Origin of the sequence: Mesorhizobium sp. B2-8-5 (assembly GCF_006440675.2) — a bacterium.
Classification (GTDB): domain Bacteria; phylum Pseudomonadota; class Alphaproteobacteria; order Rhizobiales; family Rhizobiaceae; genus Mesorhizobium.
In genome coordinates this window covers 2,111,579-2,132,122 of record NZ_CP083951.1, presented here as the reverse complement: position 1 = coordinate 2,132,122, position 20,544 = coordinate 2,111,579, and the positions used below count along the sequence as shown (strand labels likewise).

Sequence of the window (20,544 nt, the reverse complement as noted above, 5' to 3'; positions counted from 1 at the left end):
AGTTTCTTGGCGAGCATCATGACGAACGCTGCGGCGTTGACTGCACTTCAAAGCCTCAACGCCACCAACAAATCGCTCGAGCAGACGCAGGCCAGGATCTCGACCGGCTACCGGGTCTCCGAGGCCTCCGACAACGCCGCCTACTGGTCGATCGCCACCACCATGCGTTCCGACAACTCGGCGCTGTCGACCGTGCAGGACGCGCTCGGCCTCGGCGCCTCGAAGGTCGACACCGCCTATACCGGCATGAACAACGTCCTTTCGACGATTGGCCAGATCAAGACCAAGCTTTTGTCGGCTGTGGGCCAGTCGGGTGCCAACAAGGCCAAGACGCAGACCGAAATCACCACGCTGCAGGCGCAGATGAAATCCTTCGCGGACGCCGCCACCTTCTCGGGCTCGAATTATCTTTCGGTGACGTCTACGCAGGTCGCGGCCGCCAATGACGGCGTCCAGGCCGACGCCAAGATCGTCTCCTCGTTCAACCGCTCGTCGTCCGGCGCCATCTCGCTCGGAACGATCGACATCGATGTCGAGAGCACCAAGCTGTTCGATTCCGGCCTCGCGACGGCGGTCAAGAACCAGGGCATTCTTGATCGCAAGACTTCGATCTATTCCACCGCCGCGGACCAGTCGGCATATGACGCCGCCTATGCGGCCTCGATCGCCGGCGGCGCCACCGACATCGCCGCCAACACCGCGGGCCAGGGCGCTGTGACGGGCACGCCCGTCAAGATCGACAACGTCTCCGCCTTCAATCTCGACATCACGGCAACGGGCGTGACCGACGACATCATCACGCAGATGGTCACCAAGATCGACAACGTCATGAGTCAGCTTACTGACGCCGCCACCGTGCTCGGCGCCGCCAAGAGCTCGATCGACCTGCAGAAGACCTTCACCCAGAGCCTGATGGACTCCATCGACCGCGGCGTCGGCCAGCTCGTCGATGCCGACATGAACAAGGAATCGACCCGCCTCCAGGCGCTGCAGGTTCAGCAGCAGCTCGGCATCCAATCCCTGTCGATCGCCAACAGCTCCTCGCAGTCGATCCTGCAGTTGTTCAAGAACGGCTAAGCCGCGGGATTATTCCCACCAGAAAAAGGCCGCGCCTGAGACGCGGCCTTTTTCGTTGCTCGATAAGACGCCGGTTCGACGCTTTGCGGGCTCTTCGGCGGCACGCCTATCATCCTCGCACAAGCTTCGCGGTCTAGTCTTCCGGCGGACAGTCATGCTGGGAGCGGTTGAATCGTGCCGGAACAGATCCAGAGCGTCATCGCGAATTTGAAGAGCTTCGGCGTCAGGCGTCTGGCGCTCATGGGCGGCATCGCGGCCCTGGTCATGGCCGTCATCGGCATCGCTTCCGTCTATCTCAACCGACCGGCCTATGAGACGCTCTATGTCGGCCTCGAGCGTTCCGACGTCAACCAGATCGGCCTGGTGCTGGCCGACGCCGGCATCGGCTTCGATGTCGGCTCCGACGGCACCTCCGTGCTGGTGCCGGCCGGCACCACCGCGCAGGCGCGCATGCTGCTTGCCGAGAAAGGACTGCCGACCAGCGCCAATGCCGGCTACGAGCTGTTCGACAATGTCGGCTCGCTCGGCCTCACCTCCTTCATGCAGCAGATCACCCGCGTGCGCGCGCTGGAAGGCGAGATCGCGCGCACCATCCAGTCGATTTCCGGCGTCAAGGCGGCGCGCGTCCACATCGTCATGTCCGAGCGCGCCAATTTCCGCCGCGACGAGCAGCAGCCCTCCGCCTCGGTGGTCATCCGCTATGCCGGCAACGATGCCGAGAAGAGCGCCATGTCGATCCGCCACCTCGTCGCCGCGGCTGTTCCCGGCCTCTCGGCTGACAAGGTCACCGTGCTCGATTCCAACGGCAACCTTTTGGCCGCCGGCGACGACCCGTCCAACACGAGCGCCGCGCGTACGCTCGGCGTCGAGCAGACGGTCGAGGCGCAGATCGGCGACAACATCCGCCGCGCGCTCACTCCTTATCTCGGCCCAGATAATTTCCGCGCCAGCGTCAAGGCCGACGTCAATACCGACACGCGCCAGACCGAGGAGACGATCTTCGATCCGAACTCGCGCGTCGAGCGTTCGGTGCAGTCGGTGAAGACCAACGAGGCCAGCAACCAGAAACAGGCCTCGACCCCGACCAGCGTCGAGCAGAACCTGCCCGAGACGCAAACCACCAGCACCGAAGGACCGCAATCCACCTCGCAGAACGACCGCAAGGAGGAGATCACCAACTACGAGATCAACTCCAAGAAGATCGCCACCGTCTCCAACGGCTACACGGTCAACAAGATGTCGATCGCGGTCGTCGTCAACCAGGATCGCCTGAAGACCATCCTCGGCAAGGACGCCACGCCCGACCAGATCGCCAAGCGCGTCGCCGATATCCAGAAGATGGTGGCCTCGGCGACCGGCTTCGACGACAAGCGCGGCGATGTCATCGACGTGTCGGCAGTCGAGTTCATCAACGGCCTCGACGGCGAGCCGATCGATCAGCCCGGCATTCTCGCCTCGATCGGCACCTATACCGGCACGCTGATCAATGCCGGCGCCTTCATCGTTGTCGTTTTCCTGGTGGCCTTCTTCGGCCTGAAGCCGATGGCCGCCGCGCTGACGGCGTCGGCGAAGCCTGCGGCCATTGCCGGCCCGAGCTTCGACGACGTACAGCGTTCCTTGCCGACACCGGACGCGCCCGTCGCCGCAATCACCGCCGAGACCCCTGCCGGCGCCCTGCCCGGCGCGCGCGCCGGCGCAACCCCGCTCGACGACCTGCGTCAGAAAATCCGGCCGGCGCCGCAGGAGCGGCTGGCCCGCATGGTCGACCTCAACGAGGAGCGGACCGCGCAGATCCTGCGCAAATGGGCTGCCGCCCCGGAAGCCGTGGGTTAGGCCATGGCCTCGGCGCTTTTCGATCTCCTGCCCGATTTTGGTTCGCGGACCCCGCGTGCCAGCCAGCCGCCGTCCGCGCGCGCCGCCGAGCATATGCCTGCCGCCGCGCCGCCGCCGCAGGCCGATATCGGCGCGCTGATCGCCGAGGCGGTTGCCGATGCGGAGGCGTCGCTCGAGGCACGCCTTGCGCTTGCCCATCGGGCCGCGCTCGACGCCGAGCGTCAGGCCAGCGACGATGCGGCGAAAGCTTTCCTTGAGAGCTTCGGCGGCGATCTCGGCGCTGTCGTCGCCACGCGCATCGAGGCCATGGAGCAGCGCGTTGCCGAGCTTGCCGGCGCGACCGTCGCGCGCATCGTCGGCGGCCTTCTCAGCGACGACCTGCAGCAGCGTTCGCTCCTGGCCCTTTCGCGCGTGATCGGCGCCGCGGTCGCCGACGGCGAGGCCGTGCGTATCGGCGTCCGGGGGCCGCTCTCGCTGTTCGAGCCGCTGAAGGCGACGCTTGGATCCCGCGCCGCCAATCTCGACTTCACCGAGGCGTCCGGCTTCGACCTGACCGTCACCATCGACGAAACGGTGTTCGAAACGCGTATCGCCGAGTGGTCGGCGTCCTTGTCGGAGGTCCTGTCATGAGCGCCGTCGACCATGCCGACCCCCGGCACGAGATCATCATCGTCAAGCGCAATCACGACGGTCATGACGACGCTCACCATGGTGGCGTGTGGAAGATCGCCTTCGCCGACTTCATGACGGCGATGATGTGCTTCTTCCTCGTCATGTGGCTGATCAACGCCGCCAACGAGCAGACCAAGGCAGCCGTCGCCAGCTATTTCAATCCGGTCGAGCTGATCGACCGCAATTCCAGCCGCAAGGGCCTGGAGGACCTCGGCGATGGCCCGAGCAAGGTCGGGCTGACCGCGGACAACCCGCAGCAGGGCGCGACCAAGGCGGGCGATAACGGCAAGGGCGGCGCCGGTTCCTCCGAGCGCCGGCAGACCAAGGACGGGGCGCAGGATGCCCAGCTCTCCGATGAGAAGCTGTTCGCCGATCCCTATGCGGTGCTGGCGGAGATCGCCGCCGATACGGGCGTGATGCAGAACGTCAGCGCCAAGGGTGAAGGGGGCGCCCAGACGGCCGGTCCGGCAACCGGGGCCTCCGGCGGCGAATCCTATCGCGATCCGTTCGCGCCGGATTTCTGGTCGCAGCAGGTGGCGGCGCCTGACGCGGAGGCAACAGCCGAGCGCGCCAAGATCGATGGCGATCCGGTCGTCAAGCCTGGCGACAAGATCGCCACCGTCGCGGTGCCGAAGGTGAAGGCCGTTCGGGCCGCCCCTCCGCTGACGGCCGCGCCGCTGGAACCGCTGGCGGCTCCGGAAGGCACCGACGCCAAGGGCGAGCAAAAAGCCGCGCAAAGCAAGGCCGGAAAGCTGTTGAGCGAAGGGAAGAAGAGCGAGAAAGCCGGCGACGACAAGCGCGAGATTGCGGACACCGACACGAAGGCTGAAGCGGCCAAGGCGGAAAAGACCGAATCCGAGGAGGCCGCCGACAAAGGTGACAAGGCGCCGAGCAAAGCCGCCCTTCAGCAAGCGGCGGATATCAAGAAGGAACTCGCCAAGGCATTCCTGCCGGGCGAAAAGCTCGCCGACGGCGTCTCGGTCGAAGCCACCGACAAGGGTGTCGTCATTTCGATCACCGACCAGCTCGATTTCGGCATGTTCGAGATCGGCTCGGCCATGCCGCGCCGCGAGCTGGTGCTGGCGATGGAAAAGATCGGCCGCATCATCAACGAGAAGAAGGGCACCATCACCATCAGCGGCCACACCGATGCGCGGCCGTTCCGCAGCGACACTTACGACAACTGGCGGCTGTCCACCGCGCGCGCCCATTCGGCCTACTATATGCTGGTGCGCGGCGGCGTCGACGAAAGCCGCATCACCGAGGTCGCGGGCTTCGCCGACCGGCAGCCCAAGATCGCCTCCGATCCGATGGCTGCCGCGAACCGGCGCATCGAAATCCTGATGGCGGCCGGCGGATGAGGGCCAGGACCGTCATCGGCGGCGCGATAGCGCTGCTGCTGTTAGGCGCGGGGTCGTCACCGGCGGCTTTCGCGCAGGATGCGCTGCAGCCCTATCAACTGGTGCGTTCGCTGCAGCTGGTCCAGGATCGCATTGCCGGCGGCGATCACGCCGCGCTGCCGATGCAGGCAAAACTCCTCGAAATGATCGACGCCCGGATGCGCGACGCGAACGCCGAGGATTTCAAGGAGCCGAAGAACTTCCGCGCCTTGCTCGTCTATGGCATGAGCGGCGGCAATCCGGTGACGGTCGCGGCGGCGGCTTCGCGCGCGGTAACCGACCCGCAAAGCCTGGCCATCGCCAAAGGCGTCGTCGCCTATCTGAGCGGGCAGCCGGCCCAGGCGATCGAAATGCTGAAGCCGATCGATCCGATGAGCGTGCCCGCCGATCTCGGCGCCTTCCTGGCGCTGGTCAAGGGCTCGCTGCTTGCGGCCGACGACCCGTCGGCAGCGCTTGCGCTGCTCGACGAAGCACGCCTGCTCAGCCCCGGCACGCTGGTCGAGGAGGCTGCGCTTCGCCGCTCCGTGGGCATCGCGGCCGCGCAGGGCGACGCCGCCCGTTTCGCGCTGGCTTCGACCCAGTATGTCGCGTCCTTTCTTTATTCGCCCTATGCCAGCCAGTTCGCCGATGCCTTTGTTTCCGGCGTCATCACGCTTCACATGGCGATCAGCCAGGACAAGATCGCCGACATCACCTCGATGATGGATCCCGAGCGCGAGAAAGTAATCTACCTGCGCATCGCGCGCCGTGCCGCGATCGACGGGATGACCGAGCTCTCGGCTTTCGCCTCGGCCAAGGCCGAACTGGGCCGCAACGGCGACGGCAACCGGGATGATCCGCGCACCCAGCTCTATTCGAGCCTCTCCACCATGACATCGGCCAATGTCGATGAAGTACGCGCCAAGTTGGGCAAGATCGATCGCGGCAAGCTCTCGCAAGGCGACCGCGACCTGCTCGACGCCGCGCAAGCTGTCGCGGGCGAAGTGATGGCGCCGGTGAAAGCGGCCGCCAATGCTGGACCTAAGCCGGCAACCGTTGCGAAAAGTGACGAGGCGAAATCGGCGACGGAGGCCTCGGCCGATCCGGCCAATGCGGACTTGCCGCCGGTGGAAGGAGCGATACCCGACAAGCCAGCGGTCGCTGCAAGCGATCCGCCGGTCGCGGCGAGCGATCCGCCAGTCGCTGCAAGCGATCAGGCGAAAGACACGCCTTCGCCGCCCGCTGTCCCGCAACCGGCGCAAGCATCGGCCGAAACGCCGGCGTCCACTCCGGCACCGATCGACGCCGCGCCGGTGGTGCAGGCATCGGCGCCGGCGACGACCGATGCGCAAGACCCAATCGATGCGGCGGTGACCAGCACGCGGCGTCAGCTAGACCAGATCGACCAGTTGCTCGGAGCAGCCCCCAAATGACCAGCGTCAACCAGACCCTGCCGGGCTTTGCTTCGACCCAGCCCCGGCAGCACTCGACCGGCGGCGAGGACAAGGATCAGAATTTCGGTGACCTGGTGCATGGGCCCGAGAAGACCGACCGGCCACAGGACAAGCACACGACCGGACCGGTGATGCCGGACGCGCATCCGGCAAGGCGCTCGGCGGCCAATGCCGGCAAACAGGAGCCGGACCAGGGCACGCAGGAGGGGAAGACCGGCTCGCAGAAAGCAACCACGGGAAAGTCCGGGAAGACCACCGCCCAGGCCGATCAGGCAAAGCCGACGGCGGACAAGGATTCCACGGCGCAAAGCGACGAGTCCGCGCCGCTGCAGGATCGCCTGCCATTGCTGATGGCGCTGAGCGACATGAAACATTTCGCGCAATCGTCGGGCACGGGCAGCGCGGGTTCCGCCGACGGTGAAGAGGCCGCGAGCGACGGAGCATCGTTGGAATTGCGGCTGCGCCCAGGCAAGCGCGAGGCGGTCGACGATTCCGCCGAGCCGCAGTCGCGATCCGCTCGTTTGATGGCGGCTGAAGAGTCCGGACCCGACTTCGAGCAAAAGCCGGTGAAGGCGGACATGGCTCTCGACATGTCGGGCCACAGCGATACCAAGATCTTGCCGAAGCAAGGGAATGAACCGCAGGCCGACAACCCGGTACCGCCGCAAGGTTGGCGGCCGGCTTCCGCCTCCAAGGCATCGCAGCAATCCCAGTCGAGCACGCAGCAGACACCGGCCAAGCCGTCTTCTTCCGCCACACGCATGGAAGTCGTCAGCCAGCAGAGCTTCCCGGCGCCGGCGCAAAACCCGCTCGGCCAGACGGCATCGGCGCTGGTTGAAGGGCTTGCCTCAGACAATGGCGTTCAGCAGGCCTTTGCAAGCGCCTCGGCAGGCTCCCAGACGACCAATTCTGTTGCCGTTCCGACACATGTGCTGAAGATCGAGTTCCACCCTTCGGAGCTCGGGTCGGTTATCGCCAGCCTGCGGCTCTCGGGGGAGCAACTTTCGATTGAGATGAAGCCCGAGACACACGAGGCATACCGCCGCCTCACCGCCGACAGCGACGCCATCGTCAAGTCCATGCGCAGCCTCGGTTTCGACGTCGACAAGGTTACCATCCTGCAACCCTCGATAGCAGCGCATGCGGCCAGCCGCGCCGACGCAACCAGCGCCATGCCGATGTCGACGGGCCGCGACCAGCCTTCGTTCCAGCCCGGGAACTCGGGCGGCAACAACGAGGGCGGCGGCCGGCAACCGGGAAGGAACGATGGCAATGGCGCACAGGAATTCGGTCGTGCCGCTTCGCCTCTTCGCGAGCGCGCTGACGACGATATGTATATCTAGTTTTGCTGCCGGCACGGCCAGCGCCGCCGCCAATTCCTGCGAGCCGGAGATCCTGCGCGCTGCCGATCGCTATGGTGTGCCTGCCGGGATCCTCTACGCCGTCGGCCTGACCGAGACCGGAAAGAAGGGCAGCCTTCAGCCTAATGCTTTGAATATAGAAGGAAAAGCTGTTTTCCCTCGCAGTCGCGGCGAAGCGCTCGCCGCATTCGAGGACGCGCGTCGCGAGGGCAAGACGTTGATCGATCTCGGCTGCATGCAGATCAACCATCGCTATCACGGCGATCATTTCCGCAGCGTCGAGGACATGCTCGACCCGCATCAGAATGTCGACTACGCGGCGCGCTTCCTGGCGAGCCTGCATGCCCGGCATATGACCTGGTCGATGGCCGTCGCTCGCTACCATGCCGGTCCCGACAACGACCCGGCACAGAAGGTCTATGTCTGCCGCGTCATCGCCAACATGGTCGCCACCGGCTTCGGCAAATGGACGCCGAGTGCCAGCACTTTCTGCAACCAATAGTTGTCAAATTTCGGATCCAGTCGACCTTCGCCAGCCTATCCGCCGGCGCCAATGTTCGTCTGCCAACAGTTGGCGCGAGCACACCCGCACAACCGCTTTTATTACGGCTCCCAAAAAAACTCCCAAGAAAATAGCTACAAGAAATGATGGTTTTTCAGGATTCGTCGAGCCGGGTAGCCCTTTCCGCACGGGGCAAGTGAAATGATTCGGAGGGCGGGCCGATGATCGTGATCGTTGACGAGCGAGAGCTCGTGACAGAGGGCTACTCTTCACTTTTCGATCGCGAGGGCGTGGCCACGGCCGGCTTCGCCCCAGGCGAATTCGGCGAGTGGGTGAGTTCCGTCGCCGACACCGATCTCAGATGCGTCAGGGCTTTTCTCATCGGCGACTGCCGCGATGGCGCGATATCGCCGCGCCAGATCCGCGACCGCACCGGAGCGCCGGTGATCGCGCTCAGCGAACATCACTCGCTGGAACATACGCTGCGGCTATTCGAAAGCGGCGTCGACGACGTCGTCCGCAAGCCAGTGCACATCCGCGAGATCCTCGCCCGCATCACAGCCATCCGCCGCCGCGGCTCCGAAGAGGCCGCCTATACCGAAGTCGGGTCGATGCGTATCTTCATGGACGGTCGCGATCCGGAGATCAACGGCGAGCCGCTGCCGCTGCCGCGGCGCGAGCGGCGCATCCTGGAATATCTGGCCAGCAACCGCGGCCGGCGCGTGACCAAGACCCAGGTCTTCAACGCCATCTACGGCATCTTCGACGAAGAGGTCGAGGAGAACGTGGTGGAGAGTCACATCTCAAAGCTGCGCAAGAAGCTGCGTGAGAAGCTCGGCCACGACCCGATCGATTCCAAGAGATTCCTCGGCTACCGGCTGGTGTTTTGATGGCCGCCCTCAAGCATGATCCCGAACCGAAGGTCATCGAAAGCAAAAAGTGGGAACCGGTTTTCGGACAAAGGTCATGCTCCAACAAAGAGTTAGAGCGTGATGGCGATTCAACGAAGCGCCATCACGCTCTAGGCACATCCCGCACCAGCCTCGCGCAAGACACGAGGCATAATTTTATGGCCTCCTACCCAGGCACTGCGGAGATCGATCGATGAGCCTCTACGGAATGATGCGGACCGGCGTTTCCGGTATGAACGCGCAGGCCAATCGCCTCTCCGCGGTGGCCGACAACATCGCCAACTCGGACACCACGGGCTACAAGCGCTCTTCGGCCGAGTTCTCGACACTGATCATGCCCGGCACCGGGGGCGCCTATAATTCCGGTGGCGTGACCACGACGATCCGCTCGGCCGTCGGCACACAAGGCGTCATGACCTACACCACCTCGGTGTCCGACCTTGCCGTCAACGGCGACGGCTTCTTCGTCGTCCAGGATGCCAGCGGCACCCCCTATCTCACCCGCGCCGGCTCCTTCGTTCCGGACGCGCAAGGCCGGTTGGTCAATGCCGCGGGTTACCAGCTCATGGCCTACAGCTACGCCAATGGCGACCCGGCCGCGACCGCCAACGGCTTCGAAGGCCTCGTGCCGGTGCAGATCTCCGACCAGCAGATGACGGCGACGCCGAGCACCGAGGGCCTCTTCTCCGGCAACCTGCCGGCGGGCGCGACGCCACCCTCCGGCCCGCTGCCGTCCACCAATGACCCTAACGCCGAATACACGTCGAAAACCTCGCTGGTTGCCTATGACAATCTCGGCAACAAGAAGCTGCTCGACGTCTACTTCACCAACACCGGCGCCGGCACCTGGCAGGTCTCGGTCTTCGACCAGTCGAAGGCGACCGCGGGCACCTCTTTCCCCTATACGGGCGGCGCGCTGGGATCGGCCAACCTCGCCTTCGACACCACGACAGGCAAGCTTACCGGCGCGACGGACAGCGTCTCGTTCACGGTACCGGGCGGCTCGACGCTGGACCTCGATCTCTCCCAGCTGACGCAGCTCGGCACCGGCTTCACCGTTGCCGACGCCAAGGTCAACGGCAACGCGCCGAGCTCCATCCAGAAGGTCCAGATCGGCCAGGACGGCATCATCTACGCGCAGTTCGAGGACGGCTCGACCAAAGCGCTTTACAAGATCCCGCTGGCCGACGTTCAGAGCCCCGACAACCTCACCGCAATGCCCGGCAACGTCTATGTGCAGAGCACCGACTCCGGCGCCGTCCACATCGGCTTTGCCAATGAAGGCAAGCTCGGCTCCATCGTCTCCGGAGCGCTTGAAAACTCCAACGTCGATATCGCCGAGGAACTGACCAACATGATTGCGGCGCAGCGCAGCTACACCGCCAATTCCAAGGTCTTCCAGACCGGCTCGGACCTGATGGATGTCCTCGTCAACCTGAAGAGATAAACGACGGGCGCCGCCCGTGAAAGATCAGCATGTCGCTTTCCTCCGCACTAAGCATTGCCCAATCGGCGCTCCTGGCCACGTCCAAGCAGACCAGCGTCGTATCGCGCAATGTGGCCGACGCGTCGAACCCGGACTACACACGCCGCATCGCCGTGGTGACCAGCACGGCGCCCGGCGCCCGGGCGGTGGAAATCCAACGCGCCGCGAATGATCTCCTGTTCCGCCAGAACCTTTCGGCGCTGTCGGCATGGAGCGGCCAGAGCGCGCTTTACAACGGCATGGATCAGCTCGATCTGTCGGTCAACGGGGTCGACAACGCGTCGTCCCCCTCGACGGCGATCGCCAACCTGCAGCAGTCCCTGCAGCTTTACGCCACGACGCCATCGAACCAGAACCTCGGCACCAGCGTCGTCGACGCCGCCAAGCAAGTGGTGAATTCGCTGAACAGCGGCACCAAGGCGATCCAGGACTTCCGCACCCAGGCCGACAGCCAGATCGCCACCGCCGTCGACGATCTCAACTCGCTGCTCAGCCAGTTCCAGGACGCCAACAAGGCGGTCATTTCGGGCACTCGCTCCGGCACCGACGTGTCCGACGCGCTCGATCAGCGCGACGCCATCCTGAAGAAGATATCGGAATACGTTCCGGTCTCCACCTTCACGCGCGGCGACAACGACATGGTCATCACCACCAAGGACGGCGCGACGCTGTTCGAGACCGTGCCGCGTTCGGTGACCTTCGCGCCGTCGGCCGGTTATACGGCCGGCACGACCGGCAACACCATCTATATCGACAACGTGCCCGTATCGGCGGGCACCGGGGACACAACCACCGCCGACGGCAAGATTGCGGGCCTTCTGAAGCTGCGCGACGGCGTCGCCTCGACCATGCAGAGCCAGCTCGACGAGATCGCGCGCGGCCTTGTCACGGCATTTGCCGAGACCTCGTCGTCGCAGCCAAATGCTGCGGGCCTGTTCACATGGTCGGGCGCCCCGGCAATTCCGGCCGCCGGCACCCTGGTCGACGGCCTCGCCGGCACGATCAGCGTCAACGCCGCCTTCGATCCGAGCGCCGGCGGCAACCCCGCGCTGTTGCGCGACGGCGGCGCCAACGGCGCGGCCTATGTCGTCAACACCGGTGGCGCATCCTATTCGGACCTGCTGATCGGCTACGGCAACAAGCTCGATCAGCCGATGGCCTTCGACGGCTCGGCCGGCATCACCGTCAGCTCGGGCGTCTCCGACTACGCGGCCAATGCCATCGGCTGGTTCGAAGGCGTGCGCCAGCAGGCCTCGGCCAATGCCGACAGCAAGCAGGCGCTGGCGGCGCGCACGGCCGAGGCGCTGTCCAACGACACCGGGGTCAATGTCGACCAGGAGATGTCCCTGCTCCTCGACCTCGAGCACACCTATCAGGCCTCGGCGCATATGATGAAGACGGTCAGCGACATGCTGGACTCGCTGATGGCCGCGGTAGGATAATCCATGAAAGCGACAGGCGTTTCCTCAGCTGCCATTTCCAACGCGCTGCGTTACCAGCAGGCGAAGATGCAGGCTGACCTCATCAAGGCGACCAAGGAATCGCAGACCGGCACCGTCGCCGATGTCGGCCTGGCGCTTGGCAGCCGCACGACCCAGGCCGTCACCTTTCAGCGCGACCTCGACCGGCTGAACGGCATCGTCGATTCCAACGCGCTCGTCTCAGCGCGCCTGACATCGACCCAGGATTCGCTCGGCCAGATCGCCGGTGCCGCGCAGAGCTTCTTGTCGGCCCTGACCAGCGGTGTGTCGGGCGACTCCTCGACCAGCATCCTGCAGACCGCCGGCGCCTCGGCGCTGCAGCAGATGACAGGTATTCTGAACACCAGTGTCAACGGCGAATATCTGTTTGCCGGCACCAACACCGACGTCAAGCCGGTCGACGATTTCAACGCTGCCGGCTCGCCGGCCAAGGCCGCGTTCGATGCCGCCTTTTCGAGCTATTTCGGCTTTACCCAGACAGATCCGGCGGCGGCCAACATCACCGCCGCGCAGATGGACGACTTCATCACCACCCAGGTCGAGCCGCAATTCCTAGGCGCCGGCTGGCAGGCCAACTGGTCGAGCGCCACGGACGACCAGATCACCAGCCGCATTTCGCTCAACGAGACCACCCAGACCTCGGTCAGCGCCAACGAGCAAGGCATCCGCAAGCTCGCCATGGCGGCTACCATGGTCAGCAGCATGCTCACCGGCAGCATCAGCGAGGCCGCCCAGAACGCCATCGTCAGCCGCGCGCAGGCGCTGGTCGGCGATGCCATCGGCGGCATCACTCAGATACGGGCCGAGACAGGCATTGCCCAGCAACGCGTGTCCGATGCCAGCGACCGCATGAAGACCCAGGTCGATCTCTTCGAGAAGCATATCGTCGATCTCGAAGGCGTCGATCCGGCCGAAGCCGCGACCCGTGTCGCCGACCTGACGCAGCATATCGAGACCTCCTTCGCCTTGACCGCGCGTCTGCAGCAGCTCAGCCTGCTGAACTATCTGACTTGAACACATAAACCGGAACGCCAGAGCGCCGACGATGTATCAATTCTCCTACGCCGACATCCAGACCGACTCCGTCGCCGATGCCAAGGACCGGGAGCGGCAGTTGCTCACCCGTTCGATCGACATGCTGGCCGCCGCGGCAGCCGTCGGCACCGAGTCGATGGAAGCGGTTGAGGCGCTGCACTTCACCAACCGCATCTGGACCACCTTCGTCCAGGATCTCGGCTCCAGCGACAACGCCCTGCCCAAGGAGCTGCGCGCCAACCTGATCTCCATCGGCCTGTGGCTGCTGCGCGAGACGGAAGACATCCGCCAGGGCCGCACCAACAATTTCGAAGGACTGATCGAGGTCTCCCAGATCATCCGAGACGGCATCCAATGACCAACACGCTGAAGATCTCGCTGAAGCCCAACGAGAAGATCTATGTCAACGGCGCGGTCATCCGCGTCGACCGCAAGGTCACCATCGAGCTGATGAACGACGTGCAGTTCCTGCTCGAAAGCCATGTCATCCAGGCCGACCAGGCGTCGACGCCTCTCAGGCAGCTCTATTTCATCGTGCAGATCATGCTGATCAACCCGGTCGGCGCCTCCGAGGCGCGCGACATGTTCCGCCGCTCGCTGCCGATGCTGATCGCAAGCTTCGACAACCAGGACATCTGCAAGGGCCTGAAGCAGATCGACCGGATGGTCGGCGAGGATGATATCTATGAGGCGCTGAAAGCGATCCGCGCCCTCTATCCGCTCGAGCGCAGGGCGCTCGAAGACAATGACGACATTCCCGAAACGCCGCGCGCATTGGCTGTAGGAGCATAAGATGGCCGTGGACATGACGACAACGATCCCGGTTGGCGCCAACCAGGCCAGCCAGCAGACCTCGAAGACGGCGGTGGATTACCAGTCGTTCCTGAAGCTCCTGATCGCCGAGATGAAGAACCAGGATCCGACCAAGCCGATGGATTCGACGCAGTATGTCGCGCAGCTCGCCACCTTCTCCCAAGTTGAGCAGTCGGTGCAGACCAACACCAAGCTCGACCAGATCATGCAGTCCTCGGCCTTGTCGCAGGCCGACGCGCTGATCGGCCGCTCGATCACCTCGGCCGACGGCAAAACCACCGGCACGGTGGCTTCGGTGACGCTCTCCAGCAGCGGCCTGATCGCGGTGCTGCAGGACGGCACCCAGGTCCCGGTCGGCGCGGGTGTGTCGATCAAGCCGGCCGCCTAAGCAGGTTTTCCGAAAGGGGGGCCGGTTTCGGGATAAAGACATGCTTAAAATCAAAAAAGCTAAAGCAGGTCGCGTGAAACGTTTTTCACGCGACCCGCTTTAGCCGGCTTCGCACAGGGGCAGCCCATGAACGAGGCCGACGCCCTCGATATCGTCCAGTACGCCGTGTGGACGGTGCTTACGGCTTCCGCCCCCGTGGTGCTGGTGGCGATGGTGGTCGGCATCGGCATCGCGCTCATCCAGGCGCTGACCCAGATCCAGGAAATCACGCTTACCTTCGTGCCGAAGATCGTCGCCATCATGCTCGTGGTGGCGCTGACCGGCCCGTTCATCGGCGGCCAGATCTCGGCCTTCACCAACGTCATCTTCGAGCGCATCGAACACGGCTTCTGACGCGAAGCCGCAGCAAGTGTCTGGCGGCCTGTTCGCAAGCCGCGAGATCGCTTGCGGCGGCGTTTCTTGCAGCTAGATTGTAGGCGCGACGGCGTCGGCCGACGTCTCAGGCGATTCAGGAAGCGATGCATCAGGCAAGAACGGCCGGCGGGCCATGTGCGGAATAGCCGGCGTCTGGCGAAAGCGCGATCCGATCGGCAGCGGCGATCGTCACGACGTCGCGCGCATGATGAAGGCATTGGCGCATCGCGGTCCCGACGATCACGGCAACTGGAATAACGCCCGCCTGGCGCTCGGCCACCGTCGGCTGACCATCATCGATCCATCGCCCGCCGCGCGCGAGCCGATGCTGACCGCGTCCGGCGACGGCGTGCTGTGCTACAATGGCGAGGTCTATAATTTTCGCGCGCTGCGCAAGACGCTGCAGGCGGAAGGCCTGACGTTCCAATCGGTCTCCGACACCGAGGTGGTGCTTCAGGCCCTGCATCACTGGGGTCCGCAAAAAGCTGTGCCGCTGTTCGACGGTATGTTCTCCTTCGCCTATTTCGATGCCCGCGACGGCGCCCTGTGGCTTGCCAGGGACAGGCTGGGCATCAAGCCGATGTCGGTCGCCGAAACCGGCGACCGCGTGCTGTTCGCCTCGGAGGACAAGGCGATCCTCGCCTGCCACGACTTTGCGCGCCGGATCGACACGCGCGAGCTGACGCTGCGGCTTGCCTGGCAGAGCCGCGATTCGAGCTACAGCGTTTTTGACGGCATCGAGCGGCTGCCACCGGCAGGCCTTTGGAGGATCACCGGAGACGGCATCGACAGGCGCCGCTTCTGGCACGTCCTCGATGTTCTCGATACCACGCGCATCGCCGGCGACAGGACGTCCGACGCCGAGCATATGGCGACGCTCGAGAGGCTGCTCGAGGAAAGTGTCGAGCTGCATTGCATCGCCGATGCCAGCCTTGCAACCGCCTGCAGCGGTGGCGTCGATTCCGGGCTGATCACCGCGCTTGCCAAGCGCTTCAGGCCAGAGCTGCACGGCTACGTCATCGACCAGAAGCTCGGCCACAGTGAAGCGCCGGACGCCGAGCGCACCGGTCGCCATGTCGGCGTCAGCCTGCGCCGGGTGGCTTTCGACAAGGACCGGTTCCTCGAGCTCTGGCCGCGCGCGGTCTGGCACATTGAAACCGACGGCTGGCATGCCAGCCACGCCGCGTTGCTGGCGCTTGCCGAGCAGTGCCGCGCCGACGGCGTCAAGGTGCTGCTCACCGGCGAGGGTTCCGACGAGCTCTTCGGCGGCTACAAATGGCAAGCATCGACGATCAGGGCCTGGCGCCAGTCCTGGCTGCAGCGCCTGTTCCGCTCGAAGGCCAGGCAGGACCGCAAATTCGCCGAATTGCGCCGCGCCCCATTCCGCAACTCGATCGGTCGCGGCTCGCCGACTGACCGCATCATGGCGCTCAGAGCCCTGTCGCCCGAGCTGAACTTCCTGCAGACAAAGCTGTTCGACAGGCTGGAAGGCGTCGCGCCGGCCAGCGACCGCGCCTTCCTGGCAAGCTGCTTCTACGACCTCTACTCGCATCTGCAGGACCTGCTGCACCGGCACGACCGGTTGAGCATGGCGGCGTCCGTCGAGCTCAGGGTGCCGTTCCTCGAGAACCGGCTGATCGACTTTGCCCTTCACCTGCCGCGCAAGCAGAAATACCGCGACGGAACCGGCAAGTGGCTGCTGAAAAAGGCCGCCGAGCGCCATCTGCCGCGCGAAAACATTCGCGCCGCGAAGAACGGCTTCGAGATGGATGCCGCCTTTTCAGCTGGCACTCAAGGGATGCTGCGCGGCGGTGTGCTGCGCGACGCGATGAAATGGTCTGCTTCCGAATTGGACGACCTGATCGACATGGCAAGAAGCCAGGAAACGTCGCGCCTGCGTCTCGTCGGCATGGAAATGCTGCTCAGGCTTTACATGAATGGCGAGACGGCAGGCGGCCTGACCGAGGCCCTGCATGCCGAGGCGAGAAACGCGAAATAGCCAAAAGTTGGTCCAGACCGGCCAGATGCTTGGTTTAAAGCTCCGCCGACGCATTTTCGCCTTTGCCTTCCTGTTGTTGGGCCGCACTCTTTGGCGAGTCGCCTGCCCCTCCGGGTGCGGCGAGCTTCTACAGCGGACGAAGGCGCAACCATGATCGACGACGAGCTGGAAAGCGAACGCGTCTCCGCGCTGGCGCCGTTCCGGCACGGTATCTTCCGCGCCGTCTGGTCGGCCAGCCTGGTGTCGAATTTCGGCGGCCTGATCCAGGGTGTCGGCGCCGCTTGGATGATGACCACGATCGCCACCTCGCCCTACCAGGTGGCGCTGGTCCAGGCCTCGACCACCTTGCCGATCATGCTGTTCGCGCTCGTTGCCGGCGCCATCGCCGACAGCTTCAACCGCCGCAAGGTGATGCTGGTGGCGCAGACCTTCATGCTGGTCGTCTCGGCGCTGCTCACCTTGTTCACCTGGCAAGGCTGGATGACGCCGTGGACGCTGCTTGCCTTCACCTTCCTCATCGACAGCGGCACGGCGCTGAACAGCCCGTCATGGCAGGCCTCGGTCGGCGACATGGTGCCGCGCGCCAAGGTGCCGGCGGCCGTCGCGCTCAACTCGCTGGGCTTCAACATCACCCGTAGCGTCGGCCCGGCCATCGGCGGCGTGATCGTCGCCGCAGCGGGTGCGGCGGCCGCCTTCGCCGCCAACGCCGTCAGCTATATCGGCCTGATCGTCGTGCTCGCCCGCTGGAAGCCGGCGCTGCCCGAGCAAACCCTGCCGCGCGAGTCGCTGGGCGCGGCGATGGGCGCCGGCCTGCGCTATGTCGCCATGTCGCCCAACATCGCCAAGGTGCTGGTCCGCGGTCTGGCCTTCGGCTTCAGCGCCGGCGCGGTGCTGGCGCTTCTTCCCCTGGTGGCGCGCGACGTCGTCAAGGGGGACGCGCTGACCTACGGCATCATGCTCGGCGCCTTCGGCATCGGCGCGGTCGGCGGCGCGCTGATCAGCGTGCGGCTCAGGCAGCTGCTGTCGAGCGAGGTGATGGTGCGCATGGCCTTTTGCGGTTTCGCCCTATGCGCCCTCAACGCCGCCGTCAGCCACAATGGCTGGCAGACGTCGGCGGGCCTGCTCATCGGCGGCGCCTGCTGGGTGATCGCGCTCTCGCATTTCAACGTCACGGTGCAGATGTCGACGCCGCGCTGGGTGGTCGGCCGCGTGCTGTCGATCTACCAGACGGCGACCTTTGGCGGCATCGCGCTGGGCAGCTGGATCTGGGGCGTCGTCGCCGACGCGCATGGCGCCGAGACCGCGCTGATCGCGGCGGCGGTCGCGATGCTCGCCGGCAGCGCCATTGGCTTCGCCCTGCCGCTGCCGCGGCAGACGGTGCTCAACCTCGATCCGCTCAACCGTTTCAAGGAGCCGATGCTGGCGCTCGATCTCAAGCCGCGCAGCGGCCCCATCGCCATCATGATCGAGTACGTCATCCGCGAGGACGACGTGCCGGAATTTCTGGCGACCATGGCCGAGCGCGGCCGTATCCGCCGCCGCGACGGTGCCCGCAACTGGACGCTCGCGCGGGATCTGGAAAATCCGTCGGTTTGGATCGAGCACTACCACACGCCGACCTGGGTCGAGTATATCCGGCACAACCGGCGCGCCACCCATGCCGACGCCGTGGTCGGCGAACGCATCCGCGCGCTGCACAGCGGCGAGAACCCGCCGCGCGTGCGCCGCATGATCGAGCGCCCGACCACTGCGGGCACGACGCTCGTCTCGCCGAAAGGCCCGATCGATCACTGACGGCACGTCGTTCGAAGCACGCTTCCGGCAAACGACGTGCGCCGAAGGGTCAGGGATCAATCGGCGCTCTGGATCATGTAGAGCTTGCGGGTGGTCTCGTGGATGCGCCACTCGCCCTTCCATCCCTGCGGCAGGACAAGAAGGTCGCCCGGCCCCAGCTCGCGCATCTCGCCATCGGCGCGGCTCACCTCGGCGCGGCCGCAGATGATGTGGCAGATCTCCGACGAGTTCGTGCGGTCGGCGGTGAACCGTCCGGGCGTGCATTCCCAGATGCCGATATCGATGGTTCCGTCCGGCGATTGGAAGAACGACCGCGCGGCCTCCAGCTGATCCCCTTCGAAAGAGGTCGGCTTCGGTGAAAAAGCGCCGATGTCGGCCTTGGCGAGGTCGTGGAAAGTCGAGAGATCGATCAAGCTGGTCTCCATGGGTCAGGGCAATTCCAGCGGTCTGGAACTGCGCGAAAACGAACGATTGGGCGGACGCCGAACCGCCCTAGTGGCCAGTCAGGCTGTCGGCCAGGGCGGCCAGCTTCGAGGTATGCGAAAGCCCAGCGGCCTCGCGGTTATCGGCGATGCGGTAGAGCTGGTACATCGAATGGACGCCCAGCCAACGGAACGGCTCCGGCTCCCATGGCCGCACCTTGCGGTTGACCCAGGGCAGCCGCGTCAGTTCGGTGCTCTCGCCGAGCACGAGATCGCTCAGCGTGCGCCCCGACAAGTTGGAGCTGGACACGCCGAGCCCGACATAGCCGCCGGCCCAGCCGATGCGCGTCGCGGGATCGAGGCCGACCGTCGTGCACCAGTCGCGCGGCACGCCGAGCACGCCGCACCAGGCATGATCGATGCGGCATCCGGCGGTCTGCGGCAGCAGCGTCGTCAGGATCGCGTGCAGCTGGTCGATCGTCGCCTGCTGCGTCTGCCCGTTGACGTCGGTGCGCGACCCGTAGCGGTAGGGCACGCCGCGCCCGCCCATGGTGATGCGCCCCTCGCGCGTGCGCTGGGCATAGCAATAGGCATGCGCGGCATTGCCGAGCAACTCGTGCCCCTCCCAGCCGATCTTGCGCCAGAGCTCTTCCGACAGTGGCTCGGTGACGATCTGCGCGCTGTTGAGCGCCAGCCAGGTCCGCTCCTCTCCTGGAATGCCGGCCGTGAACCCTTCCGTGGCGCGAATGACGGTCTCGGCCCGCACCGTGCCCCGGTCCGTTGTCACAACGCCCTTGGCGATCGCCGTCACCGTCGTCTTTTCGTAGATCGAAACACCGAGACGCTCGACCGCCGCCGCCAGCCCGCGCACCAGCTTGGCCGGCTGCACGCGCGCCTGGCCGTGGATGACGAAGCCGCCGAGTACATTGTGGATATTGATGCGCGCGCGGGTCGCAGCCTGGTCTAGCAGTTTGATGCGTTCGAGGTCGGCATCCCAGGAGCGGATCGTCTCGAATTCCTCGCGCACCCGCTCCAGCTGCGCCGGATTGGTGGCAACCGTCAGATTGTCGACGCGACGGATGTCGGCATCGATGCCTTCTTCCGTCGCCACCCGGATCACCTCGTCGACACAGCCGGCCATCGCCTTCTGCATGGCGGTGACGCCTTGCCGTGTCGACGTCTTCAAATACTTCTCGCGCGACCAGCCGAAGCCGCCCGATAGCCAGCCGCCATTGCGCCCCGAGGCGCCGAAGCCGGCAAACTCGCGTTCGACGAGCACGATGCGCAGCGATGGCTTCGCCTTCTTCAGATAGTAGGCTGTCCAAAGCCCGGTATAGCCGGCGCCGACGATCGCGACATCGGCCTCGATGTCGCCGGGCAAAGGCGGACGCGGCGCCGGGATATGACCCATATCCGCATACCAGAACGAGATGTCGCCGTTGCGCTTGACTTGCATGGGATGGCTTCCGCTAGAGCAATTCCAGGAAAAGTGTGAAACGGTTTTCCGTCCGGGATTGCGTTAA

The 20,544-nt window shown here is 65.1% G+C and carries 19 protein-coding genes; 17 read left to right on the top strand and 2 right to left on the bottom strand.

Annotation, left to right across the window (positions count from 1 at the left end):
* Positions 1-6: 6 nt before the first annotated feature.
* The 17 genes from FJ430_RS10275 (at position 7) to FJ430_RS10195 (ending at position 18,599) form a co-directional block, all read left to right on the top strand.
* Positions 7-1,077: a flagellin gene (locus FJ430_RS10275; RefSeq protein ID WP_140707017.1), complete on the top strand. Its 1,071-nt coding sequence runs from the start codon at positions 7-9 to the stop codon at positions 1,075-1,077.
* A gap of 174 nt (positions 1,078-1,251) precedes the next feature.
* Positions 1,252-2,910, top strand: coding sequence for a flagellar basal-body MS-ring/collar protein FliF (gene fliF / locus FJ430_RS10270; protein ID WP_140642138.1), 1,659 nt, complete (start codon positions 1,252-1,254; stop codon positions 2,908-2,910).
* 3 nt (positions 2,911-2,913) lie between these two features.
* A complete protein-coding gene (locus tag FJ430_RS10265; RefSeq protein ID WP_140707015.1) occupies positions 2,914-3,540 on the top strand; it encodes a hypothetical protein in 627 nt (208 codons plus the stop codon).
* A complete protein-coding gene (locus tag FJ430_RS10260) occupies positions 3,537-4,943 on the top strand; it encodes a MotB family protein (RefSeq protein ID WP_140707013.1) in 1,407 nt (468 codons plus the stop codon). The genes FJ430_RS10265 and FJ430_RS10260 overlap by 4 nt, the downstream gene beginning before the upstream one ends.
* A complete protein-coding gene (locus FJ430_RS10255) occupies positions 4,940-6,394 on the top strand; it encodes a chemotaxis protein MotC (protein WP_140707011.1) in 1,455 nt (484 codons plus the stop codon). Before FJ430_RS10260 ends, FJ430_RS10255 begins: the two co-directional genes overlap by 4 nt.
* Positions 6,391-7,758, top strand: coding sequence for a flagellar hook-length control protein FliK (locus FJ430_RS10250; RefSeq protein ID WP_140707008.1), 1,368 nt, complete (start codon positions 6,391-6,393; stop codon positions 7,756-7,758). The genes FJ430_RS10255 and FJ430_RS10250 overlap by 4 nt, the downstream gene beginning before the upstream one ends.
* A complete protein-coding gene (locus FJ430_RS10245) occupies positions 7,709-8,278 on the top strand; it encodes a lytic transglycosylase domain-containing protein (RefSeq protein ID WP_226892132.1) in 570 nt (189 codons plus the stop codon). The genes FJ430_RS10250 and FJ430_RS10245 overlap by 50 nt, the downstream gene beginning before the upstream one ends.
* Before the next feature lie 221 nt (positions 8,279-8,499).
* Positions 8,500-9,168, top strand: coding sequence for a response regulator transcription factor (locus tag FJ430_RS10240; RefSeq protein WP_140707004.1), 669 nt, complete (start codon positions 8,500-8,502; stop codon positions 9,166-9,168).
* Between the two features lie 214 nt (positions 9,169-9,382).
* Positions 9,383-10,636 (top strand): flagellar hook protein FlgE, encoded by a 1,254-nt coding sequence (locus tag FJ430_RS10235; protein WP_140707002.1) that lies wholly within the window; start codon positions 9,383-9,385, stop codon positions 10,634-10,636.
* A gap of 29 nt (positions 10,637-10,665) precedes the next feature.
* Positions 10,666-12,117 (top strand): flagellar hook-associated protein FlgK, encoded by a 1,452-nt coding sequence (gene flgK, locus FJ430_RS10230; protein ID WP_140707000.1) that lies wholly within the window; start codon positions 10,666-10,668, stop codon positions 12,115-12,117.
* A gap of 3 nt (positions 12,118-12,120) precedes the next feature.
* Positions 12,121-13,170 (top strand): flagellar hook-associated family protein, encoded by a 1,050-nt coding sequence (locus FJ430_RS10225; protein ID WP_140651588.1) that lies wholly within the window; start codon positions 12,121-12,123, stop codon positions 13,168-13,170.
* A 31-nt stretch (positions 13,171-13,201) separates the two neighbouring features.
* Positions 13,202-13,549, top strand: coding sequence for a flagellar biosynthesis regulator FlaF (gene flaF / locus FJ430_RS10220; protein ID WP_140642159.1), 348 nt, complete (start codon positions 13,202-13,204; stop codon positions 13,547-13,549).
* On the top strand, positions 13,546-13,983 hold the full coding sequence (gene flbT / locus FJ430_RS10215) for a flagellar biosynthesis repressor FlbT (RefSeq protein ID WP_140642161.1): 438 nt from the start codon (positions 13,546-13,548) through the stop codon (positions 13,981-13,983). Before flaF ends, flbT begins: the two co-directional genes overlap by 4 nt.
* Before the next feature lies 1 nt (position 13,984).
* On the top strand, positions 13,985-14,392 hold the full coding sequence (flgD, locus tag FJ430_RS10210; RefSeq protein ID WP_027165132.1) for a flagellar hook assembly protein FlgD: 408 nt from the start codon (positions 13,985-13,987) through the stop codon (positions 14,390-14,392).
* A gap of 126 nt (positions 14,393-14,518) precedes the next feature.
* Positions 14,519-14,785 (top strand): flagellar biosynthesis protein FliQ, encoded by a 267-nt coding sequence (gene fliQ, locus FJ430_RS10205; protein WP_095766361.1) that lies wholly within the window; start codon positions 14,519-14,521, stop codon positions 14,783-14,785.
* Between the two features lie 154 nt (positions 14,786-14,939).
* Positions 14,940-16,805 (top strand): asparagine synthase (glutamine-hydrolyzing), encoded by a 1,866-nt coding sequence (gene asnB, locus FJ430_RS10200; RefSeq protein WP_140706998.1) that lies wholly within the window; start codon positions 14,940-14,942, stop codon positions 16,803-16,805.
* A 150-nt stretch (positions 16,806-16,955) separates the two neighbouring features.
* Positions 16,956-18,599 carry an MFS transporter gene (locus FJ430_RS10195; RefSeq protein ID WP_140706996.1) on the top strand — a complete coding sequence of 548 codons (1,644 nt, stop codon included), beginning with the start codon at positions 16,956-16,958 and terminating at the stop codon, positions 18,597-18,599.
* A 56-nt stretch (positions 18,600-18,655) separates the two neighbouring features.
* Here the strand turns inward: FJ430_RS10195 and FJ430_RS10190 are convergent, their stop codons facing one another.
* Both FJ430_RS10190 and FJ430_RS10185 read right to left on the bottom strand, forming a co-directional pair.
* Positions 18,656-19,024, bottom strand: a complete 369-nt coding sequence (locus FJ430_RS10190) for a cupin domain-containing protein (protein ID WP_140706994.1) — start codon at positions 19,022-19,024, stop codon at positions 18,656-18,658.
* A 67-nt stretch (positions 19,025-19,091) separates the two neighbouring features.
* Entirely contained in the window at positions 19,092-20,477 is a 1,386-nt protein-coding gene (locus FJ430_RS10185; protein ID WP_140706991.1) for an NAD(P)/FAD-dependent oxidoreductase, read from the bottom strand.
* Positions 20,478-20,544 lie beyond the last annotated feature (67 nt).

Excerpts from the sequence above, each read along its gene's own strand:
- FJ430_RS10265 (WP_140707015.1), top strand. The coding sequence starts at position 2,914 with ATGGCCTCGGCGCTTTTCGATCTCCTGCCCGATTTTGGTTCGCGGACC.
- FJ430_RS10195 (WP_140706996.1), top strand. The coding sequence starts at position 16,956 with ATGATCGACGACGAGCTGGAAAGCGAACGCGTCTCCGCGCTGGCGCCG.
- flbT (WP_140642161.1), top strand. The coding sequence starts at position 13,546 with ATGACCAACACGCTGAAGATCTCGCTGAAGCCCAACGAGAAGATCTAT.
- FJ430_RS10185 (WP_140706991.1), bottom strand. The coding sequence starts at position 20,477 with ATGCAAGTCAAGCGCAACGGCGACATCTCGTTCTGGTATGCGGATATG.
- FJ430_RS10255 (WP_140707011.1), top strand. The coding sequence starts at position 4,940 with ATGAGGGCCAGGACCGTCATCGGCGGCGCGATAGCGCTGCTGCTGTTA.
- FJ430_RS10250 (WP_140707008.1), top strand. The coding sequence starts at position 6,391 with ATGACCAGCGTCAACCAGACCCTGCCGGGCTTTGCTTCGACCCAGCCC.
- FJ430_RS10225 (WP_140651588.1), top strand. The coding sequence starts at position 12,121 with ATGAAAGCGACAGGCGTTTCCTCAGCTGCCATTTCCAACGCGCTGCGT.
- FJ430_RS10260 (WP_140707013.1), top strand. The coding sequence starts at position 3,537 with ATGAGCGCCGTCGACCATGCCGACCCCCGGCACGAGATCATCATCGTC.
- flgK (WP_140707000.1), top strand. The coding sequence starts at position 10,666 with ATGTCGCTTTCCTCCGCACTAAGCATTGCCCAATCGGCGCTCCTGGCC.
- flgD (WP_027165132.1), top strand. The coding sequence starts at position 13,985 with ATGGCCGTGGACATGACGACAACGATCCCGGTTGGCGCCAACCAGGCC.
- FJ430_RS10240 (WP_140707004.1), top strand. The coding sequence starts at position 8,500 with ATGATCGTGATCGTTGACGAGCGAGAGCTCGTGACAGAGGGCTACTCT.
- FJ430_RS10190 (WP_140706994.1), bottom strand. The coding sequence starts at position 19,024 with ATGGAGACCAGCTTGATCGATCTCTCGACTTTCCACGACCTCGCCAAG.
- fliQ (WP_095766361.1), top strand. The coding sequence starts at position 14,519 with ATGAACGAGGCCGACGCCCTCGATATCGTCCAGTACGCCGTGTGGACG.
- FJ430_RS10235 (WP_140707002.1), top strand. The coding sequence starts at position 9,383 with ATGAGCCTCTACGGAATGATGCGGACCGGCGTTTCCGGTATGAACGCG.
- asnB (WP_140706998.1), top strand. The coding sequence starts at position 14,940 with ATGTGCGGAATAGCCGGCGTCTGGCGAAAGCGCGATCCGATCGGCAGC.
- flaF (WP_140642159.1), top strand. The coding sequence starts at position 13,202 with ATGTATCAATTCTCCTACGCCGACATCCAGACCGACTCCGTCGCCGAT.